17 protein-coding genes are annotated in these 19,780 nt (G+C 65.4%); 4 read left to right on the top strand and 13 right to left on the bottom strand.

All coding sequences use genetic code 11. From position 1 onward, the window contains the following. Positions 1–9 precede the first annotated feature (9 nt). The 4 genes from RIdsm_RS01760 to RIdsm_RS01740 form a co-directional block, all read right to left on the bottom strand. Complete coding sequence (locus RIdsm_RS01760; protein ID WP_057816321.1) at positions 10–852, bottom strand: hypothetical protein; 843 nt, start codon at positions 850–852, stop codon at positions 10–12. 374 nt (positions 853–1,226) lie between these two features. Beyond that, on the bottom strand, positions 1,227–1,832 hold the full coding sequence (leuD, locus tag RIdsm_RS01755; RefSeq protein WP_057816322.1) for a 3-isopropylmalate dehydratase small subunit: 606 nt from the start codon (positions 1,830–1,832) through the stop codon (positions 1,227–1,229). 78 nt (positions 1,833–1,910) lie between these two features. Continuing rightward, a complete protein-coding gene (gene leuC, locus RIdsm_RS01750) occupies positions 1,911–3,314 on the bottom strand; it encodes a 3-isopropylmalate dehydratase large subunit (RefSeq protein WP_057816323.1) in 1,404 nt (467 codons plus the stop codon). Positions 3,315–3,600: 286 nt separating this feature from the next. Continuing rightward, positions 3,601–4,599, bottom strand: a complete 999-nt coding sequence (locus RIdsm_RS01740) for a P1 family peptidase (protein WP_057816324.1) — start codon at positions 4,597–4,599, stop codon at positions 3,601–3,603. Positions 4,600–4,750: 151 nt separating this feature from the next. Here RIdsm_RS01740 and RIdsm_RS01735 point away from each other — a divergent pair, with 151 nt between their 5' ends. After that, the gene (locus RIdsm_RS01735; RefSeq protein ID WP_057816325.1) at positions 4,751–5,959 is read left to right on the top strand and encodes a M24 family metallopeptidase; all 1,209 of its coding nucleotides are present in this window, start codon (positions 4,751–4,753) and stop codon (positions 5,957–5,959) included. A gap of 111 nt (positions 5,960–6,070) precedes the next feature. Beyond that, positions 6,071–6,364, top strand: a complete 294-nt coding sequence (locus tag RIdsm_RS01730; RefSeq protein ID WP_057816326.1) for an SCP2 sterol-binding domain-containing protein — start codon at positions 6,071–6,073, stop codon at positions 6,362–6,364. A gap of 88 nt (positions 6,365–6,452) precedes the next feature. Here RIdsm_RS01730 and RIdsm_RS01725 read toward each other — a convergent pair whose 3' ends face one another. Continuing rightward, positions 6,453–7,274, bottom strand: a complete 822-nt coding sequence (locus tag RIdsm_RS01725; protein WP_057816327.1) for a cyclase family protein — start codon at positions 7,272–7,274, stop codon at positions 6,453–6,455. 204 nt (positions 7,275–7,478) lie between these two features. Between RIdsm_RS01725 and RIdsm_RS01720 the strand changes: the two genes are divergently transcribed. After that, the gene (locus tag RIdsm_RS01720) at positions 7,479–8,054 is read left to right on the top strand and encodes a DUF1523 family protein (protein ID WP_057816328.1); all 576 of its coding nucleotides are present in this window, start codon (positions 7,479–7,481) and stop codon (positions 8,052–8,054) included. A 101-nt stretch (positions 8,055–8,155) separates the two neighbouring features. On the opposite strand, the gene RIdsm_RS01715 is transcribed toward RIdsm_RS01720, so the two are convergent. The 7 genes from RIdsm_RS01715 to pdxR form a co-directional block, all read right to left on the bottom strand. Further along, positions 8,156–9,028 carry a dimethyl sulfoxide reductase anchor subunit family protein gene (locus tag RIdsm_RS01715; RefSeq protein WP_057816329.1) on the bottom strand — a complete coding sequence of 291 codons (873 nt, stop codon included), beginning with the start codon at positions 9,026–9,028 and terminating at the stop codon, positions 8,156–8,158. A gap of 1 nt (position 9,029) precedes the next feature. Then, positions 9,030–9,776 (bottom strand): 4Fe-4S dicluster domain-containing protein, encoded by a 747-nt coding sequence (locus RIdsm_RS01710; RefSeq protein WP_057816330.1) that lies wholly within the window; start codon positions 9,774–9,776, stop codon positions 9,030–9,032. Then, complete coding sequence (locus tag RIdsm_RS01705; protein WP_057816331.1) at positions 9,773–10,615, bottom strand: alpha/beta fold hydrolase; 843 nt, start codon at positions 10,613–10,615, stop codon at positions 9,773–9,775. Before RIdsm_RS01705 ends, RIdsm_RS01710 begins: the two co-directional genes overlap by 4 nt. Beyond that, the gene (locus RIdsm_RS01700) at positions 10,612–13,440 is read right to left on the bottom strand and encodes a molybdopterin oxidoreductase family protein (RefSeq protein WP_057816332.1); all 2,829 of its coding nucleotides are present in this window, start codon (positions 13,438–13,440) and stop codon (positions 10,612–10,614) included. The genes RIdsm_RS01705 and RIdsm_RS01700 overlap by 4 nt, the downstream gene beginning before the upstream one ends. 137 nt (positions 13,441–13,577) lie before the next feature. Next, positions 13,578–14,738: an acetate/propionate family kinase gene (locus tag RIdsm_RS01695; RefSeq protein ID WP_057816333.1), complete on the bottom strand. Its 1,161-nt coding sequence runs from the start codon at positions 14,736–14,738 to the stop codon at positions 13,578–13,580. Between the two features lie 4 nt (positions 14,739–14,742). Beyond that, positions 14,743–16,518 carry a sulfoacetaldehyde acetyltransferase gene (gene xsc, locus RIdsm_RS01690; protein WP_057816334.1) on the bottom strand — a complete coding sequence of 592 codons (1,776 nt, stop codon included), beginning with the start codon at positions 16,516–16,518 and terminating at the stop codon, positions 14,743–14,745. Between the two features lie 113 nt (positions 16,519–16,631). Then, on the bottom strand, positions 16,632–18,095 hold the full coding sequence (gene pdxR / locus RIdsm_RS01685; protein ID WP_057816335.1) for a MocR-like pyridoxine biosynthesis transcription factor PdxR: 1,464 nt from the start codon (positions 18,093–18,095) through the stop codon (positions 16,632–16,634). Between the two features lie 201 nt (positions 18,096–18,296). On the opposite strand from pdxR, the gene RIdsm_RS01680 reads away from it, so the two are divergent. After that, positions 18,297–18,644 carry an antibiotic biosynthesis monooxygenase family protein gene (locus RIdsm_RS01680; protein ID WP_057816336.1) on the top strand — a complete coding sequence of 116 codons (348 nt, stop codon included), beginning with the start codon at positions 18,297–18,299 and terminating at the stop codon, positions 18,642–18,644. A gap of 6 nt (positions 18,645–18,650) precedes the next feature. Here RIdsm_RS01680 and RIdsm_RS01675 read toward each other — a convergent pair whose 3' ends face one another. After that, a complete protein-coding gene (locus RIdsm_RS01675; RefSeq protein ID WP_074940366.1) occupies positions 18,651–19,685 on the bottom strand; it encodes an NAD-dependent epimerase/dehydratase family protein in 1,035 nt (344 codons plus the stop codon). Between the last annotated feature and the right edge of the window lie 95 nt (positions 19,686–19,780).

Raw genomic sequence — 19,780 nt, 5'->3', positions numbered from 1 at the left:
GGGCGGAAATCAGGCTTCCTGCAGCGTGTCTTCGGCCTCGTCCTTGCCATAGACCCGGCGGCGCTTGGCCTCGATCAGCTCGGCCACGCGCGACAGGGCGATGCCCCGGATCAACATGCTTGCAGGTAGAAAGGCCCATGCCGTTATCGTCCAGATCAGCGTTTGCGGATTGGCGACCGACACCGGATCGATGATATCCGACGTCGCCTTGATCGCCGTCGGGATAATGAATGGCAGAAGAGCCCCTAACACTATGTTAACGCCGGCATCGCGTTTGAGCCGGTCGACGACGTCACCGCCGCGCGTGGGGTCGAAAAGCGGCAGGTTGACCCAGACATTGAACGACCCCTTGCGCATGGGCCAATTCAGCATCCGCACATAGGTGACGAAGATCAGCATCATCACCAGCGAGACGGCATAGGAAATGCCGGCCGCCGTGCGCACATCGTGGGTCAGGTCGGGCCCGGCATCGGGCGGCAGCATCAGCACCACAAGGCGAACGGGCGAATAGGGAAAGTCGATCACCCGGCCCAGCACGTCGCCCAGCTGGCTGAGCATGACCGTCACGCCGTTCGGGTCGGTCTTGCCCCGCATGATCAGCGAGATCGTGACCACCGAGACCGCCAGGGCGATGAACTTGATGCGGTTGAAGGGCGGCGCGAAACGGAATTCGACGATGCTGGGGTACTTCCCGTAATACTCCATGAAGGTCAGGAGCGAGGCCAGCAGCGCGATGACGACAACGATCTGGGCGGTATCCGAGGCGACGGTCGGCAGCAGCAACGCCGGAAGCGCGACGAGAACCGCCACGCAATAGGCGCGAAAAAGCGCACTGACAATCTGCGAAACCACTGCCCGTTTCCCTTCAAACTGGCCAGGCCCGGTACGATGCCGCGCCTTTGTCCCAACTTGATCCCGCCGTTTCTGGCGGTCTGCCTCATTCTTGTCCAATTTTTGCCCCTTTTCCACCACGGGCTCAAGCTTGGGGCATTCTAGATCGGAATTTTCTGTTCAATTGATGATGCAAGTGGTGCGGGAATGCATCAATTTGATATCCGAAATTTGACGTTCTTGTGTATATACACAACATATGGTGGAATTGGCAAGCCTCGCCACTATACCTGAATGGCCTGTGGCAAGTTTCGCTTAAAAGATGTGGCAATTTCCCGGCCCGCACGCCATGCGGGAAGGCCGGGAAGATGGCCGAATTGTGGCGGGCTTGTGCCTCAGACCCAGGGCCGTTCGGCCGCCGCGCGGGTTTCATAGGCGGCGATGGCGTCGGCTTTTTCCATCGTCAGGCCGATATCGTCGAGCCCTTCCAGAAGGCAGTGCTTCTTGAAGCTGTCGATCTCGAACGGAATGACTTCGCCATCCGAGGTGGTGACCGTCTGCTCTTCGAGGTCGACGGTCATCCGCGCGTTCGAGCCCTTCTCGGCATCCTTCATCAGCACGTCGACCTTCTCCTGCGGAAGCGAGATCGGCAAGATGCCGTTCTTGAAGCAGTTGTTGTAGAAGATGTCGGCAAAGCTGGGCGCGATGACGCAGCGAATGCCGAAATCCTTGATCGCCCAGGGCGCGTGCTCGCGGCTCGATCCGCAGCCGAAATTGTCGCCTGTGACAAGCACCTCGGCCTCGCGATACTGCGGCTTGTTCAGCACGAACTCGGGGATGTCGTTGCCGTCGTCGTCATAGCGCATCTCGTGAAACAGGTTCACGCCGAGGCCCGAGCGCTTGATCGTCTTCAGGAACTGCTTGGGGATGATCATGTCGGTATCGACGTTGATCATCGGCATGGGCGCCGCGACCCCGGTGATTTTCTCGAATTTTTCCATGTCTTGTCTCCTTGAACGGGTGGCGGGCTGAAGCCCGCCCTACGCCGGTGGTAGGCCGGGCTTCAGCCCGGCACACCGTCACATCATCTGCCGTACGTCGGTCAGCTTGCCGGTCACCGCCGCCGCGGCCGCCATGGCCGGGCTCATCAGGTGGGTCCGGCCGCCACGGCCCTGCCGGCCCTCGAAGTTGCGGTTCGAGGTGGCGGCACAGCGCTCGCCGGGCGCCAGCTGGTCGGGGTTCATGGCAAGGCACATGGAACAGCCCGCGAGACGCCATTCGAAGCCCGCGTCCTTGAAGATGTCGGCCAGCCCCTCTTCCTCGGCCTGTGCGCGCACGAGGCCCGAGCCGGGCACGACCATGGCGCGAAGCCCTTCCTTGATCTTCTTGCCCTTCAGGATCTCGGCCGCGGCGCGCAGATCCTCGATCCGGCCGTTGGTGCAGGAGCCGATGAAGACCGTGTCGATCTCGATCTCCGACAGCGGCGTGCCGGCTTTCAGGCCCATGTATTCCAGCGCGCGCTTGGCGGCGTCGACCTTGCCGCCCTGGAAGTCTTCCGGCGCGGGCACGATGGCGTCGATCGGGAGCACGTCCTCGGGACTGGTGCCCCAGGTGACGACGGGGGCGATATCTTCGCCCTTGATGGTGATCACCTTGTCCCAATGCGCGTCGTCATCGGAGTAGAGAGTCTTCCACCAGTTGAGCGCGGCCTCCCATTGGGCGCCTTTCGGCGTATGCGGCCGGCCCTTGATGTATTCGAAGGTGGTCTCGTCCGGCGCGATCAGGCCGGCGCGGGCGCCGCCCTCGATCGCCATGTTGCAGACGGTCATCCGGCCTTCCATCGACAGGCTCCGGATCGCCTCGCCGCAATACTCGATCACGTAGCCGGTGCCGCCGGCGGTGCCGGTGCGGCCGATCACCGACAGGGTGATGTCTTTCGCGGTGACGCCGGGGCGCAGCTGGCCGGTGATCTCGACCTTCATGTTCTTCGACTTGGTCTGGATCAGCGTCTGGGTGGCCAGCACATGCTCGACCTCGGACGTGCCGATGCCGTGGGCCAGCGCGCCGAAGGCACCATGCGTGGCCGTATGGCTGTCGCCGCAGACCACGGTCATGCCCGGCAACGTCCAGCCCTGCTCGGGGCCGACGATATGCACGATGCCCTGCCGGATATCGTTGACGGGGTAGTAGTTCACCCCGAAATCCTTGGCGTTCTTGTCCAGCGCCTCGACCTGGATGCGGCTTTCCGGGTTCTCGATCCCGTTCACCCGGTCGGGGGTGGTGGGCACGTTGTGATCCGGAACAGCGATGGTTTTCTCGGGTGCCCGCACGGTGCGGCCCGCCATGCGCAGCCCTTCAAAGGCCTGCGGGCTGGTCACTTCGTGCACGAGGTGCCGGTCGATATAGAGAAGGGATGTGCCGTCCTCGGCCTCGTGGGCGAGATGGGCATCCCAGATCTTGTCATAGAGTGTCTTGGGGGACATGGGTCCTCTCCGGTTCTTCAGATGGAGTTGTGGTGTGACAGGAATGGCCGCGCGCTCATAGGCGCGCCAGCACCGTCATCGTCGCGCCGTGGAAGCGCCAGGGCAGGCGCGCGCGGTCATCCATGTCGAATATCCGTGTCATGCACATGCAGATATAGCGAGTCTGGCTCTGTCGCAAGGGAAACGCGATAGGGCGCGCGTGTGGTGCCGGTGCGGATTTGAGTATTTTTGGAACAATGAAAGCACGGCCCGTCCTTCATCTTGCCCCAAATACTCGAAAGAACCGTCAGCCGAACCTGGTGCGCCAGCACGGTTTCATGTCGCCCGCTTCCGCCCGCGCCTCGTAGACGCCGCGGGCAATGGCCCGCGCCACGCAGAGGGCGGCGGCGTGGCCCAGCAGAAGCGTATCGGCCAGCGGATCGGTCAGCGGCTTTTCCCCGGTGGCGGCGGCGAAGATCAGGTCACCGTCGAGCGGCGTGTGCGACGGCACAAGGGCGCGGGCCATGCCGTCATGGGCGGCGGTGGCCATGCGGGTGCATTGGGCCTGGGTGAGCACGGCGTCGGTGGCGACGATGCCGATGGTGGTGTTGCCCCGGTCGCGGCCCTTGATGTGAGGGGCCAGGGGCGGGGCGGTTGGGGCCAACCCCAGCCCGCCGAACTCGCCGCCGATCTCGAAAGGCGCCGCCCAGAACTGCGGCCCGTCGCCGACGATCGCCGAGCCCAGCGCGTTCACCGCCACAAGTGCGCCGACGACATGGCCGGAGGGCAGCCGCAGCGAGGCCGAGCCGATGCCGCCTTTCAGCGTGGCCGTCACCGCCCCCGTTCCGGCCCCTTCCGTGCCCAGCGCGAAGTCTTGCGCCGCGGCCTCCAGCGCCTGCGCGCCGAGCCGCTTGTAGGGATTCTCGGGCCAATCTTTTGCGCCCCCATTCGCCAGGTCGAACAGGATCGCCCCCGGCACGATCGGCACCCTCACGGGCCCCACCGCAAAGCCGCGCCCCGTGACGCGCAACCCGTCTGCCACGCCCGAGGCCGCGTCGAGCCCGAAGGCCGAGCCGCCCGACAGCACCAGCGCATCGACCTCCTGCACCGTCTTGTCGGGCGCCAGCAAATCCGTTTCCCGCGTGCCCGGCGCGCCGCCCGTCACCTGGACCCCGGCGACGAAGGGCTTGTCCCCCACCAGCACGGTCGACCCGGTCTTGATCCGCGCATCCGCCGCGTGCCCCACGCGCAGGCCGCCCACGTCGGTGATCAGGTTCCGCTCTCCCGGTCGATAAGCTTCCGTCACGCGTCGCCCTCCGTTCAGTCGCAAACAGTCTTGACCGGATCGCCCCGGATCGGCAAGAACACCCACAGGCCCGGGCGATGGCGTCGCCCCCTCATGGCCCTTCCCCACAGTCCTGAACGCCGGGACCTTTCTGATCAAGGAGGGTCTGAAAATGACTGCACGTCCTGAATTCTACCGCTTCCACAATGGCGAAAAGGCCCCGCTGCCTTTCGCCAAATCCGAATACGACGCCCGCCTCGCCGACCTGCGCGACACGATGGAGCAGATGGGCGCCAGCGCCTGCGTGCTCACTTCGATGCATAACGCCGCCTATTTCTCGGGGTTTCTCTATTGCGCCTTCGGGCGGCCCTATGCCTGTGTCGTCACCGACACCGACTGCGTCACCATCTCGGCCGGCATCGACGCGGGCCAGCCGTGGCGCCGTTCGGTGGGCGACAACATCACCTATACCGACTGGCAGCGCGACAATTTCTGGCGCGCCGTGCGCGAGGTGACGGGTGAGAACGCGGTGATCGGGTATGAGGGCGACCACCTGACGCTGATGCAGCGCGACAAGCTCGAGGATTTCCTCAAGCCGCTGACCATGCTTGATATCGCGCCGGCCACGATGCGCCAGCGGATGATGAAATCCGACGCCGAGATCGCCCTGATCCGCAAATGCACCGCGATCGCCGATGTGGGCGGCTACGCGATCAAGGAAGCGGTGCGCGAAGGGGTGCGCGAGATCGACGTGGCGATGGCCGGGCGCGACGCGATGGAGCTGGAGATCGCCCGCGTTTTCCCCGACGCCGAATACCGCGACACCTGGGTCTGGTTCCAGTCGGGGCTGAACACCGACGGGGCCCACAACCCGGTCACGGCGCGGCCATTGCAGCGTGGCGATATCCTCAGCCTCAACACCTTCCCGATGGTCTCGGGCTATTACGTGGCGCTGGAGCGGACGATGTTCGTGGGCGAGGTGGATGAGGCCTCCCGCAGGATCTGGGAGGCCAACGTCGCCACCCATGAATATGGCATGTCGCTGCTGAAACCCGGCGTCAGCTGTGCCGAGGTCACGCACCAGATCAACGCCTTCCTGGAAGAGCGCGACCTGCTGCAATACCGCACCTTCGGCTATGGCCACTCCTTCGGCATCCTCAGCCACTATTACGGGCGCGAGGCCGGGCTGGAGCTGCGCGAGGATATCGATACCGTGCTGCAACCCGGCATGGTCATTTCGATGGAGCCGATGCTGACCCTCCCCGAGGGAGCGCCCGGCGCCGGCGGTTATCGCGAGCATGACGTGCTGGTGATCACCGACGAGGGACACGAGAACATCACCGGCTACCCCTACGGGCCGGGGTTCAACGTGGTCGGTTGAGACACCGGGCGCCGCCTAACCGGGGCGGCGCCCGAAGTGACCCACCGTCACACTTTGCTTTCCCGCGCGCTCTGGCATGGTATCCCCGACATCCAGCCGGAGACCCCGTCCATGACCCCGCTCGAAGACTTCGCCGCCGCCGTCAGTGCCCGCGCCAAGGGGCGTATCCGGGGCTCCGTCGCGCTCGACATGCCCGACCTCGGGCGCCTCTATGTCGACGAGACCGGGGCGACCGAAAGCGACCGCGATGCCGACCTGACATTGACGGCCACGTCGCAGGTCTTCCGCAACATCGTCGAGGGCAGCCAGAACCCCACCACCGCCGTGATGACCGGCAAGCTCAAGGTCGACGGCAGCCCGATGCGGGCGCTGAAAGTGGGCGAGATCCTGAGCGCGGCGCCCTGACGCGATACCCGTCCCGGCCCCGAACCGGGACCTCCGGACAGCGAAGAGGTCCCGGATCAGGTCCGGGACGCTCTCACGACGTAACCCGTCACGTCATCGCGAAGATCCGCGCCGGCCCGCCGGAGCCGCCCTTGTGCTTGGGCGCCCCCACGACGATGGTCGCCCCGGCCGCCGGCAGCTTGTCGAGATTGGCGAGGCACTCGATGCCGAACCGGCCCGAGGGCAGCCAGGCGTAATGGGTCGCGAAATCGGGCGAAGGGCCGAAATCGAGCGACAGCGTGTCGACCGCGATCGACTGTGCCGCGGTTTCCTCCATCAGCATGGTCGCCGCCTCGACATGGAAGCCGGGGAAGTGCATCACCCCTTCGCCATCAGCGTTGCGGAACCCGTCGCCGCCGGTCTTGCCACCCCAGCCGGAATGCATCGCCACACAGGCATTCTCGGGGATCTCGCCATTGGCGTCGATCCACGCCTTCAGGTCGTCTGGCGTGACCTGTGCATCGGCGTCCTCCTCGGCCTTGGCGGCGATATCCACCACGCAAAGGGGCGCGACCAGCGTGTTCACCGGGATCTCGTCGACCGAGTTGCCATCGGCCGAGAAATGCATCGGCGCGTCGACATGGGTGCCGGTGTGCTCGTTGATGCTCAGGTTGAAGAGGTTGAAGCCGTGGTCGGCGAAGTTGAACTCCTGCGTCATCTCGATGCCGGGGGCACCGAAGAAGGTGGGGAAATCGGGGCCATAGGCATGGGTCAGGTCCTCGACCGACCCCACCCCGGCGGCCATCGCCGGCGGGGCCGCGACCGAGCTGCCCAGCACCGCGGCCGCGCCGCTTGCGGCGGTCGCGGTAAAGAAACTCCGCCGCGACAGCATCTTTTCCTTCACGGCATTCATCACGCAGATATCACACATGATCGTACTCCCTGATTTATGATTATCGGGCAAACGTAACCCGAAAGGGCCGTCGGCCAAACGGGATTCGCGCACACCCCGTCCCGCCACCCCGCCAGTGCCGGGAAATTTTGCGAGATTCCCGGTCGCATCTGGCCCCTCGCGGGTTCATGATTATATGCGGTCACACGGGCAGGAATCGCGCAGCAAAGGAAAGGGGCCGGCATGGTCTACGTCAAATGGGTCTTCATCATCGCCTTCTGGCTCGTCGTGGGCGCCTTCCTGCATTACACCCTGCCCCAGCACGATATCGCGCGCATCACCGACACCTATGAAAAGCGCGTCGATTTCGGCGAGAACTCGATCTTCTGGGCCAACCAGGGCACGGGCGAGGTCGAAGGCACGGTGAACCGCGACGTGTTCTTCATCACGGCGGTGCGCGAGAACGGCCGGGTGATGGTCTATCGCAACGAGGACACCGGCTGGGGCTGGCCGCCCTATTTCAAGTTCGACACCTCGAACCTGCAGGCCGAGGCGGCCGACCTGAAATCGACCTCGGAGAACCCCCGGTGGGTGTCGATCCGCCACTATGGCTGGCGCAACGAGTTCATTTCGATCTATCCAAACGCGGTCACCATCAAACGGGTCGCGGGGCCCGACGTGCAGATCATCCCGTGGTTCAACATCATCGTGCTGACGCTGCTCTTCGCGCTGTTCTGGGCGGTGCGCGTGCGGTGGCGGCGGTTCCGCCGGAACAGGATCAACCCGAAGGTCGATGAATGGACGGATGGCTGGGGCTGACCCCATGAGCGTGTCACCGACACGCTTCCGTCACGCTATGGATATTTGATTCCAAGAAGAAGCCGGGGCGAGGCAGCCCGCAAGGGCTGATGAGCGGCGCCCTAGCGCTTGCCGTAATAGAGGCCCACCACGTGCTCGGCCTCGGCGAAGAAGAGCCATCGGCTGGCCGCGACGCCCGCGAGATGGCTGATCACTGCCACCAGCGCCAGCACATGCGCAAAGGGCATGATCAGCAGCGAAAAGGGCAGGACGAAGCCCAGCAGCATCGCGATCGAGCGCAGCTTGGTCGCGTGTTTGCGGCCCACCTGGTAGGCGAATTCCCGCAGCAGGTAGTTGTTGCCGGTATGCGGCGGCTCGAACGAGCGCACCTTGCCGGTACGGCCAAGCCCCGTCGCCGTCGCCAGCGTCGTGCCGCTGTTTTCGAATGCCCCGTCGCCGCGCATCCACCACAGCACCTGAACCGCCGCCGCCAGGGGCAGAAGCAGCATCGCCGCCTTGATCTGCCCGGCCAGCAGCGCGCCGCCAGAGACCGACAGCATCAGGAACAGGAGCGGCGTCAGCCAGGTCTTCCAGCGCGGCACCGTGGACATCTGCGCATAGATCATCGCCGTGCAGAACACCGTGCCCAGCGACAGCGCCGCGCCGATCACGCCGAGGAGGCGCCAGCTTTCGCCCCAGAAGACCAGCCCGGCGCCATAGAGGGCCATCACCACGAGGGCCGCGACCGAGACGACGCCTTCGCGGCTCAGCCACGAGCTGCGCCATTGCGTGAAGGCCAGCAGCGCGCGTTCCGGGTGGCCGAGGTGGAAGGTCGAGGAGACAAGCCCGCCCACCGCCAGCGCATAGCCGATGACGAAGAAGGTGAACGCAACCCAGCCGGTGACCTGCGGAAAGCCGAGGCCCAGCCACGCCAGAAGGCCGAAGCCCAGCCCCGAGAGCGTGGTGAAGATGATGACGGACGGCGCCGGATGCATGTCAGAGCTTCTCCAAAGTCTTGTCAAGCCAGCCGAGGAAGCCCTTGGGCTCCTCCGCGACCGGCTGAAGATAGGGCGCCAGCACGTCGACCTGGTCGAGCTCGTCCTTGGGCCGCGGCGGCAGGTACTTGTTGACGGGCTTCGTGCCCTGCTCCGGCATCAGGTCCATGCCGCCCCGTTCCTCGACCAGTTTCGAGACATCGCTCTCCGGATCGCCAAGGTCGCCGAAATGCCGCGCGCCCGCCGGGCAGGTGCGCACGCAGGCGGGAACCCGGTCTTCCTCGGGCAGGTTCACATTGTAGATCCGGTCGACGCAGAGCGTGCATTTCTTCATCACCCCTTCGGCCGCATCCATCTCGCGCGCGCCATAGGGGCAGGCCCAGGCGCAGAGGCCGCAGCCGATGCAGGCGCTTTCGTTCACCAGAACGATCCCGTCCTCGACCCGCTTGTAGCTGGCGCCGGTGGGGCAGACGGTGACGCAAGGCGCATCCTCGCAATGCAGACAGCTTTTCGGGAAGTGGATGAGCTGCGCCGCGCCTTCCTCGGGCTGTACCTCGTAGGAATGCACCCGGTTGAGGAACGTGCCGCTCGGGTCGGCGCCATAGGGATCCTGATCGGACAGGGGCGCGCCGTAATTCTCGGTGTTCCAGCCCTTGCAGCTGACCACGCAGGCGTGACAGCCGACACAGGTGTCGAGGTCGATCACCAGCCCGAGCTTGCGGTCGGTCTTTTCGGGAAGCGTGGTCATTGACCCTCCTCCGCTGTGGTACAAGTTTCAACGAATGCCGCGAGATCGTCGGCGAACCGGTCGGGGTTTTCGAGGAAGGGCGCATGGCCCGCCCCGTCATAGGGCAGGTAGCGGGCGTCTTTCATCAACGCCGCCGCCGCCTCACCGGTCGCGGCGGAAACGACCTCGTCCTGCACACCGTGAATCACCAGCCCGGGGCAGGTCATCGCCGCGTAGACGGGCCGGAAATCCCACGTGGGGGCAAAGAGCGCCCGGCGCACATGCGGCGGGCAGAGCATGTTAGCGCCGACCAGCTCACCATACGCTTGCGTATCGAGGGGCTGCGCGGTGCATTCCTTGACGAATTTCGCGGTGGCCGCCAGCCGCCTCGGCAGGTCGTCGGTGTAAAGGTCGCGCTGCACGCCGGGGCTCGACGGTCCGACCATCCAGTCTTCGCGGGCCGCGCCAATGGTCAGGATGCCACCGGCGAGCACCATGCCTGACAGCCCTGCATCGCCATGCACCGACAGGTACGACGCGATCACCCGGCTGCCATAAGACCAGCCCACAAGCACCGGCTTCTCGAGCCCGTAGCCTTCGATCACCGCGGTCACGTCATCGGCCCAGAGCGCCGTATCGGTGTAGGGCCCCTCGCCCTCCGGCTTGTCCGACGCGCCATGCCCGCGCAAATCCATCGCCACCACGCGGAACCGGCCCTTCAGCCGGTCCATCACCGGCCGCCAGCACACAGATTGCTGCGCCCAGCCGTGGATGAAGAGCACGGCCGGCGCGCCCTCAGGGCCCTCCGCATACGTGGCCAGCCGCACGCCGTCGCGGCCGGTGATCTCCGGCATGCTCATTCGCCCACCTTCCAGCGGAGTTCATCCGGCCCCTTGCCCACCGGCGACTTGATCGCGCTGAACGTGGGCTTTGCCTCGTCGGGTGCAGTGGTCTTCTCGATCTTCACGCGCAGGTCGAACCAAGCGGCCTGCCCGGTGATCGGATCGGAATTCGACCAGCGCAGCCCGTCGCCCTTGGGCGGCAGCAGCTCGTGAATGAGGTGGTTCAGCAGGAACCCCCTTGTCGCCTCCGGAGCCTTTTCGTCCAGCGCCCAGGCGCCCTTGCGCTTGCCGATGGCGTTCCATGTCCAGACCGTGTTCTCGTTCAGTGCCGCCATGTGGGCCACCGGCACCACGATCTCTCCATGCGCCGAGCTCACGCGCGCCCAGTCCCCCTCGGCAAAGCCCTCCTTCTCCCAGATCTTCGTCGGAACGTAGAGCGGGTTCTGCCCGTGGATCTGCCGCAGCCACGCGTTCTGCGTGCCCCAGCTGTGATACATCGCCATCGGCCGCTGGGTCAGGGCGTGAACCGGGTATTCCTCCACATCCACGCTGCCATCCTCGAAGGGCGGGTACCACACCGGCAGCGGGTCGAGCGTCTGCTTGATCCGCTCGCGCAGATGCGCGGGCGGCTGGCGTTCGCCATGGCCTTCGGCGGCCAGCTGGAACTGGCGCATCGTCTCGACATACAAATCGAAGACATACGGCTGCGGGCTGTCATAGATGCCCATGTCGACGGCCCAGTCCTGGTAGGCCATGTTCCACGGCTTCATATAGGCCGCCTCGTCGGGGATGTGCTTGATGAAGAACCCGCCATTGGCGATGTAGCTTTTCAACTGCGAGGGGTTCGGCGCACCGCGCCCGTGGGTCAGGCCGGTCTTGCCGCTGCGCCACCCGGCGAGCGGGCCGATGCCCGGCTTGCGCTCGTGGTTGGTGATGTAATCGGCGTAGTCGGTGTATTTCGCGGCGCCCGCCTCATCGGTGAATCCCGGCAGCTTCAGCTTGTTCGCCAGCTGCACCAGCACCGTCTGGAAGCCGCGCACGTCGCGGTCGGGTTCGACCACCGGCCAGCGGATCGCGTCGGCCGCGGCATCCGCCTCGCAGATCGGGCGGTCGAGCAGGCTGATACAGTCGTAGCGCTCTAGATATGTCGTATCGGGCAGGATCAGGTCGGCATAGGCGACCATCTCGGAACTGTAGGCATCCGAATAGATGATCCGCGGAATGACATACTCGCCGTTCTCGTCGGTGTCCGTCAGCATGTCGATCACGCCGCGCGTGTTCATGCTGGAATTCCACGACATGTTGGCCATGTACATGAACAGCGTGTCGATCTTGTAGGGGTCACCGGCATGGGCGTTGCTGATGACCATGTGCATCAGGCCATGCGCGCTCATCGGGTTTTCCCATGTGAACGCCTTGTCGATCCGGGCGGGCGTGCCGTCTTCCCTCAGCGCAAGGTCCTGCGGGCCGCGCACGAAGCCAAGGTGCGGGCCGTCGAGCGGGGCATCGGGGGTGAACTTGCAGTGTGGTGTCGGGTGGGCGGTGACGGGCTTGGGATAGGGCGGCTTGAACCGGAAGCCGCCGGGCACCTCGACCGAGCCCAGCAGGATCTGCAGCATGTGCAGCGCCCGGCAGGTCTGGAACCCGTTGGAATGGGCCGAGATGCCGCGCATGGCGTGGAAGCTCACCGGGCGGCCCTTCATGACCGAATGCTTTTCGCCGCGGAAATCCGTCCATTCCCGCTCGAGCACGATCTCTTCCTCGAAGGCCACCCGCGCCAGCTCGTTGGCGATCGCGCGGATCTTGGCGGGCTTGACGCCACAACGCTCGGCCACCGCCTCGGGCGCGTATTCCTTGCCCATGTAGCGCGAGGCCATCAGGTGCATCACCGGTTTGTGGGTGATCCCGCCATCCCGATACGTGGCCGACAGGTCTGGCCGCACGCCCTTCTTGTCGAACGCCGTCAGCTTGCCGGTCTTCCGGTCGATCACCTGCGGCTTGCCGTCGGCGTCGCGCAGGAAAAGCCCGTACTGGGCCGACTTGGAATCCCGGTTCACGATGTACCCGGCATTGGTGTAACGGGCGAGGTAATCGAGGTCGATCTTGCCGGCCTTCAACAGGCAATGCACCAGCGACAGGATAAAGAGGCCATCCGTCCCCGGCGTGATCCCGACCCAGTCATCGGCCACGGCATTGTAGCCTGACCGGATCGGGTTCACCCCGATCACCTTGGCGCCCCGCGCCTTGATCTTGCCGATGCCCATCTTGATGGGGTTGCTGTCATGGTCCTCGGCCACGCCGAAGATCATGAAGAGCTTGGTATGGTCCCAATCGGGCTGGCCGAACTCCCAGAACGCGCCACCCATCGTGTAGATGCCCGCAGCCGCCATGTTGACCGAGCAGAACCCGCCATGCGCGGCATAGTTGGGCGTGCCGAAATTCTGCGCCCAGAAGCTGGTGAAGGACTGGCTCTGATCCCGCCCGGTGAAGAAGGCCAGCTTCGACGGGTCGTTCTTGCGCAGCGGGCCCAGCCACCCGGCGGCGATATCCAGCGCCTCGTCCCAGCTGATCTCCTCGAACTCGCCCGAGCCGCGCGGGCCGACACGCTTCAACGGGGCCCGCAGCCGTGATGGCGCGTTGACCTGCATGATCCCCGCGCTGCCCTTGGCGCAAAGCACGCCCTTGTTCACCGGATGGTCGCGGTTGCCCTCGATATAGGCGACCTTGCCGTCCTTCATGTGCACGTTGATCCCGCAGCGGCAGGCGCACATGTAGCACGTGGTCTTGCGCACCTCGTCCGACACCTTGGGCGAGGTATTGATTCGCGGTTGATCAAAACTCATTTGGAAATTGTCCCTCCGTCCGGCGGTACATTAGGCCAGATTGATAGGGTCCGCGACCATTTTCTGAGTGACATCCGGGATTGGAACACTCTCCCAGGAATCACCGGGTCTTGCAGACGTTTTTCCCGACAATCCAATCACCCGTCCCCCAGCAAGTCCAGCGCATCCGCCGCGATCCGGCGTTCTTCCTGCGCCTCGATGATCCAGCACGCCACATTCGACCCCTCGGAATGCAGCTTTGTATGCCCTTTGTCATTGGCCTCGGGGTCGAGCTTCAGCCCCAGCCAGCCCAGCCCCTCGGCAATACGCTGCCGTACGGGCGCGGCGTTCTCGCCGATGCCGCCGGTGAAGGCCACGGCATCCAGCCCCTCCATCGCCGCGATCATCGAGCCGGAGTGGCGCACCGCCCAGTAACAGAAATGCTCGACCGCAAAGCGCGCGCGGTCGCCGCCATCCTCGAGCAGCGCGCGCATGTCGGAAATGCCACCCGACAGGCCCCAGAGCCCGCTCTCCTTGTTGAGCCTCCGGTGCGTCGCGTCGATCCCGTCCTCGCCCGCGAGCCGCAGAACGGCGTTGCCGTCGATGCTGCCGGTACGCGTGCCCATGGTCAGGCCTTCCAGCGGCGAATAGCCCATCGTTGTCGCCACTGACTGCCCGTCGCGGATGGCACAGATCGACGCGCCGTTGCCGAGGTGCAGCGCCAGAAGCCGTTTCGGCAGCACCTCGCCGGACACCTCGGGCAGCGACCGCACCAGCGACGCATAAGACAGGCCGTGAAACCCGTAGCGCCGTATCCCCCGCGCCTCGATATCCGCGGGCAGGGCATAGCGCCGCGCCACTTCCGGATTGGAAGCATGAAAGCCGGTATCGAAGCTTGCGCATTGCGGCAGGTCGGGCGCCAGCCGCGCCAGCGTTTCGATGGCGGCAAGGTTGTGGGGGTTGTGCAGCGGCGCCAGCGGCACGCAGCGCCGGATGCCCGCCAGCACGTCGTCTGTCACCAATGCCGGCCGGGTCAGCTCGGTGCCGCCATGCACCACGCGATGCCCGGCCGCCCGGAAGCTCTCCACCGACAGGCCTTGCGCCGCCAGCCCCTCCAGCAGGGCCGCCAGCGCCTCTTCATGATTGGCGAACCTTGCCTTGTGCCGGGTGTCCCCGACCTTCAGCGACCCTTCGCCGCCGATTCCGTCGGCCATGCCGCCCAGCCGCTCGGTCAGGTCACCGCCGAACACAGCGCATTTGATGGAAGAGGACCCGGCATTGAGAACCAGTATCGCGTCCTCGCCGCCGGTTCCCGTCATCGGATCAGACCACCTGCTCGCGCATGTCGGCCGCGTCGATCCCGGCGACTTCCACCGGTTTCTTCATCGCGTCGCGGCGGAAGGGCTCGCCCAGCTCCTGGTTGATCATCGCCTCGATCAGGGTGGTCTTGCCGTGTTCCATCTGGTCCTTGATCGCCTGGTTCAGCGCATCGGTCAGCTCGTCCATCGTGCGCGCCACGACGCCCTTCAGCCCGCAGGCATTGGCGATCCCGGCATAGCTCACGCCCTCGTCCAGCTCGGTGCCGACGAAGTTGTCGTCGAACCACAGGGTCGAGTTCCGCTTCTCCGCGCCCCACTGGTAGTTGCGGAACACGATCTGCGTCATCGCCGGCCACTCCTCGCGGCCGATCGCGGTGAGTTCATTGACGGCAATGCCGAACGCGCCGTCACCTGCAAACCCAACCACCGGCACGTCGGGGCAGCCGATCTTCGCGCCCATCACCGAGGGCAGGCCATAGCCGCAGGGGCCAAACAGCCCCGGCGCCAGGTATTTCCGGCCTTCCTCGAAGGACGGGTAGGCATTGCCGATGGCACAGTTGTTGCCGATATCCGACGAGATGATCGCATCCTTCGGCAGGGCCTGCTGAATGGCCCGCCACGCCATGCGCGGGCTCATCCAGTCGGGCTTGTCCTTGCGGGCGCGCTCGTTCCACGTGGTGCCCGGGTCGTCATCCTCGTGATCCATGCTGGACAGTTGCTGCGCCCAGGCCGATTTCGTCTTGGCAATGAGCGCCTTGCGCTCGTCACGCCCCGCATCGCCCGCGGTATCCGACAGCCGCTCGAGAATACCCTCGGCCACCGCCTTGGCATCGCCCACGATCCCCACGCTGACCGGCTTGGTCAGGCCGATCCGGTCGGGGTTCAGGTCGACCTGGATGATCTTGGCGTCCTTGGGCCAGTAATCGATGCCATAGCCCGGCAGGGTCGAGAACGGGTTGAGCCGCGTGCCGAGGCACAGCACCACGTCGGCCTGCGAAATCAGCTCCATCCCCGCCTTCGACCCGTTATAGCCCAGCGGCCCGGCGAAAAGCGGGTGCGAGCCGGGGAAGGCATCGTTGTGCTGATAGCCCACGCAAACCGGCGCATCCAGCCGCTCGGCCAGCTTCTTGCTGGCCTCGATCCCGCCGGCCAGAACCACGCCCGCGCCGTTCAGGATCACCGGGAATTTCGCCTCGTCCAGCAGCTTCGCCGCCCGGTCCAGCGACTCCGCCCCGCCCGTCGGCCGCTCGAACGCCACGATCTGCGGCAGCGCGATATCGACGACCTGCGTCCAGTAATCCCGCGGGATGTTGATCTGTGCCGGCGCGCTCGCCCGCTTCGCCTTCAGGATCACCCGGTTCAGCACCTCGGCAATCCGCGTCGGGTCGCGCACTTCCTCCTGGTAGGCCACCATGTCCTCGAACAGCTTCATCTGCTCGACCTCCTGGAAGCCACCCTGCCCGATGGTCTTGTTCGCCGCCTGCGGCGTCACCAGCAGCAGCGGCGTGTGGTTCCAGTAGGCGGTTTTCACGGCGGTCACGAAGTTGGTGATGCCCGGCCCGTTCTGGGCGATCATCATGCTCATCTTGCCGGTCGCGCGGGTATAGCCATCGGCCATCATCCCGGCGCTGCCCTCATGCGCGCAATCCCAGAAGGTGATCCCGGCCTTGGGGAAGATATCCGAAATCGGCATCATCGCCGAGCCGATGATCCCGAAGGCATGCTGGATGCCATGCATCTGCAGGGTTTTCACGAAAGCTTCTTCGGTGGTCATCTTCATGGCGTGTCTCCTGGAATGCGAGCCGGCCCCCTCCCCGGGGCGGCAGTTGGCCAGAAGGTACGGCAGGGCCGGAAGACTCAGTAGGGCCAGAATCGCAGCCAGGTTAGGACCAGTCAGCGCATCAGCGCCAATTCCGTCGCCAGCCGGGCGATCCCTTCGGGGATCCGTTCCGACGAAATCGACGAATAGGCGAGGCGATAATAGCTGCCCGGCGGCTCGGCGGCATGGAAGAACGGCCGCCCGGGCTCGATCAGCACACCCTTCTCCCGCAGGCGCCGGTCTAGCTCTCCGGTGTCCACCCCGTCGGGGGCCTGCATCCAGATCGACGAGCCGCCGAACACGCCCCGCCCGGCCACGCCAAGGCCGTGGCCCGCCAGCGCCTCCTCCATCACCTTGCGCCGCCGGGCAAACACCTGCCCCATCCGCCGGATCAGGCTGTCGTAATGCCCGAGGCTCAGGAAGTACGACGCCGTCCGCTGAATATGCCCCGGCGGGTGGCGATAGACGCTCGCCCGAAGCGCCCTGGCCTCGCGGATGAACGGCTCGGGCCCGACAAGATAGCCCAGCCGCAGCCCCGGAAAGATCGACTTCGAAAAACTGCCCACATAGATCACCCGTCCGTCGGTATCGAGCGACTTCAACGCCGGCAGCGGCGCCCGCAGGAAGGACATCTCGAACTCGTAATCATCCTCGACGATCAGCGCCTCCATCTCCCGCGCCCTTGCCATCAGCGCCTTGCGCCGGCCCATCGGCATGGTCGCATTGGTGGGCGACTGGTGGCTCGGCGTGGTAAAGATCACGTCGGCGCTTTCCGGCAGCGCCTCGGGCGGCAACCCGTCCCGGTCCACCGCCACGGGGGCAAGATGACAGCGCGACTGCGTCAGGATATCCCTGAGCGCGTGGTAACACGGCTCCTCCGCCACCGCCGTGCGCCGTTGCGTCAACAGCACCTGCGCCGTCAGCCACAGCGCGTTCTGCGCCCCCATCGTGACGAGGATCTCCTCGGGCCGCGCGAGTATCCCCCGCCGCGGCAGCGTATGCCGCGCGATGAACTCGATCAGCTGCGGGTCGTCATTGTCGTAGTAATCGGTCGTCAGCGCCTGGAAATCCTTCTGCCCCAGCGCCCTCAGCGCGCAATGGCGCCAGTTGGCGTGATCGAACAGCGACGGATCGGTCTGCCCATAGACGAACGGATAGCGAAAGCTCCACCAGTCGCGCGGCTTCACCGGCGTGGCCCCGCCGGTGAATTTCCGGCCCAGCGCCCGCGACCAGTCGATGCTGTCCTGCCGCGGGTGCCTTGCCGCGAATTGCGGCGGCTCCGGCGCGTTGTTCGAGACGAAATACCCCGACCGGTCCCGCGATTCGAGGTAATCCGAGGCCTGCAACTCCGTATAGGCCAGCGTCACCGTGATCCGGCTCACCCCCAGGTGCCCGGCCAGCTTCCGCGACGAGGGCAGCTTCTCACCCTTCCGCAAGCGCCCCGAAAGGATGCCCTGCGCGATCATCTGCTGGATCTGCGCCTGCAGCGTGCCTTGCGCCTCTGGGTTCAGGAAGAAGGTCTCGACGGGGATCGACATATCCGAACGCTATACTGGCCCTATCGCTCCTGCAATCTGGTATTGCCCGACAACGACAAGACCACCCCCTGCTTCTTCTTGGCGAAAATATCCCGGGGGGGTCCGGGGGGCTGGCCCCCCGGCGCTCTCCATTGGAAACACCGCTTGCCCCTGAACCCGACACCCCCGAAACTCGCCCGCGAACACCGGAAGGAGACAGCCATGATCGCCATCATCTTCGAGGTCATCCCCGCCGACGGCCAGAAAGACCCCTACCTCGACATCGCCGCCGAGATGCGCCCCCTGGCCGAACAGATCGACGGCTTCATCTCGGTCGAACGGTTCCAGAGCCTGGTCCACCCCGAAAAGCTGCTCTCCCTCTCCTTCTGGGAAAGCGAAGAGGCGGTCGAGGAATGGCGCCGGCTTGCCGCCCACCGCCGGGCACAGTCGAAAGGCCGCGCCGGCATGTTCGCCGATTACCGCCTTCGCGTGGCCCATGTCCTGCGCGATTACGGCCTCAACGAGCGCGCCGAGGCGCCGCAGGACAGCAAGGCCGAACACGGCGGTTGAGTGCCCTCAGATGACCCACCGCAACAGTCTGAGCGCCCCGCGTTTCCACGGCACCCGGTGGGTCACGCCCGTGCGGGCCGAAATCGTCTCGCGGTTGGCCAGGTACCACTCGTAATTCCTGACCAGCGCCTCCTCGTTGGAATGCTCCGGCTGCCAGCCCAGCCGCGTCCTGATCTTTTCGACGCTGACGAAACTGTCCTTGCCGGCGGTCTCGTAGATCCACTTGTAGAGCGGGCTCAGCCCCAGCGCCTCCAGCACCCGCAGCACCGCGATCGCCGGCCCCGCCGGTATGCCGATCACCCGTTTGCCATGCCCGGCCCGGTCCAGCACCGCCTGGAAGCTTTCGCGCAACGACCCGAACCGCTCGGCGCCGACGTTGAACGTGTCGTTCACAACCTCCCGCTCCAGCGTCGCACAAAGCAGCACGGCCCGGTTCAGGTCCTCGACATCCAGCAGCTGGTAGCGGTTGTTCCCCGAACCCAGCACCGGGAAGCCGTGCCCGTCACAGGCGAAATCGTACAGCAGCTCGAACGCCCCCAGCCGCTCCGGCCCGACGAAGCTTTTCGGCCGCAGCACCGGCAGGCACAGCCCTGTCAGCCGCGCCTCTCCGCACACCTCCTCGGCCCTGACCTTCGACTCGCCGTAGGGGCCGACCCCGTGCATCGCGTCCTCTTCCACCAGCGGGTGATGGTCGGGAATGCCGTAGACAGCCGTGCTGGAAATATGGATGAACCGCGAAATCCCCTTCGCCTGCGCCGTCTCCAGCAACGCCCGGGTGCCGTCGACATTGGTGGACATGATCTCCTCGGGCTCCCACAACGGCAAAGCGGCGGCGCAATGCACCACCACGTCGACCCCGTCGAAGGCCCGGTCATGCAGGCTCCGGTCGCGGATATCGCCCTGAAGCACGTCGATTTGCCCCGCCTCGGGGTAGGAGAACGGTGCAATGTCGTAACTGCGCACCCCGTGCCCCTGATCGAGAAGCATCCTGATCAGGTTGATGCCCATGAACCCGGCCCCGCCGGTGACGAGAAACTTCAAACCGCGCGCCTCCTGTCGTCCTTGCCGCCGCACCACTTTAGGCCGACAGGCGAGCGCATGGTTTGACCCGTGTCAATGGGGGAAGATTTCGCGGG

It is taken from the genome of Roseovarius indicus (assembly GCF_008728195.1).
GTDB classification, from domain to species: domain Bacteria; phylum Pseudomonadota; class Alphaproteobacteria; order Rhodobacterales; family Rhodobacteraceae; genus Roseovarius; species Roseovarius indicus.
The sequence above is the reverse complement of the archived record's forward strand: the minus strand, read 5'-3'. Positions and strand labels throughout refer to the sequence as shown.

Coding starts and splice junctions, on each gene's coding strand:
- leuD (WP_057816322.1), bottom strand. CDS start 1,832: ATGGAAAAATTCGAGAAAATCACCGGGGTCGCGGCGCCCATGCCGATG.
- leuC (WP_057816323.1), bottom strand. CDS start 3,314: ATGTCCCCCAAGACACTCTATGACAAGATCTGGGATGCCCATCTCGCC.
- RIdsm_RS01735 (WP_057816325.1), top strand. CDS start 4,751: ATGACTGCACGTCCTGAATTCTACCGCTTCCACAATGGCGAAAAGGCC.
- RIdsm_RS01730 (WP_057816326.1), top strand. CDS start 6,071: ATGACCCCGCTCGAAGACTTCGCCGCCGCCGTCAGTGCCCGCGCCAAG.
- RIdsm_RS01725 (WP_057816327.1), bottom strand. CDS start 7,274: ATGTGTGATATCTGCGTGATGAATGCCGTGAAGGAAAAGATGCTGTCG.
- RIdsm_RS01720 (WP_057816328.1), top strand. CDS start 7,479: ATGGTCTACGTCAAATGGGTCTTCATCATCGCCTTCTGGCTCGTCGTG.
- RIdsm_RS01715 (WP_057816329.1), bottom strand. CDS start 9,028: ATGCATCCGGCGCCGTCCGTCATCATCTTCACCACGCTCTCGGGGCTG.
- RIdsm_RS01710 (WP_057816330.1), bottom strand. CDS start 9,776: ATGACCACGCTTCCCGAAAAGACCGACCGCAAGCTCGGGCTGGTGATC.
- RIdsm_RS01705 (WP_057816331.1), bottom strand. CDS start 10,615: ATGAGCATGCCGGAGATCACCGGCCGCGACGGCGTGCGGCTGGCCACG.
- RIdsm_RS01700 (WP_057816332.1), bottom strand. CDS start 13,440: ATGAGTTTTGATCAACCGCGAATCAATACCTCGCCCAAGGTGTCGGAC.
- RIdsm_RS01695 (WP_057816333.1), bottom strand. CDS start 14,738: ATGACGGGAACCGGCGGCGAGGACGCGATACTGGTTCTCAATGCCGGG.
- xsc (WP_057816334.1), bottom strand. CDS start 16,518: ATGAAGATGACCACCGAAGAAGCTTTCGTGAAAACCCTGCAGATGCAT.
- pdxR (WP_057816335.1), bottom strand. CDS start 18,095: ATGTCGATCCCCGTCGAGACCTTCTTCCTGAACCCAGAGGCGCAAGGC.
- RIdsm_RS01680 (WP_057816336.1), top strand. CDS start 18,297: ATGATCGCCATCATCTTCGAGGTCATCCCCGCCGACGGCCAGAAAGAC.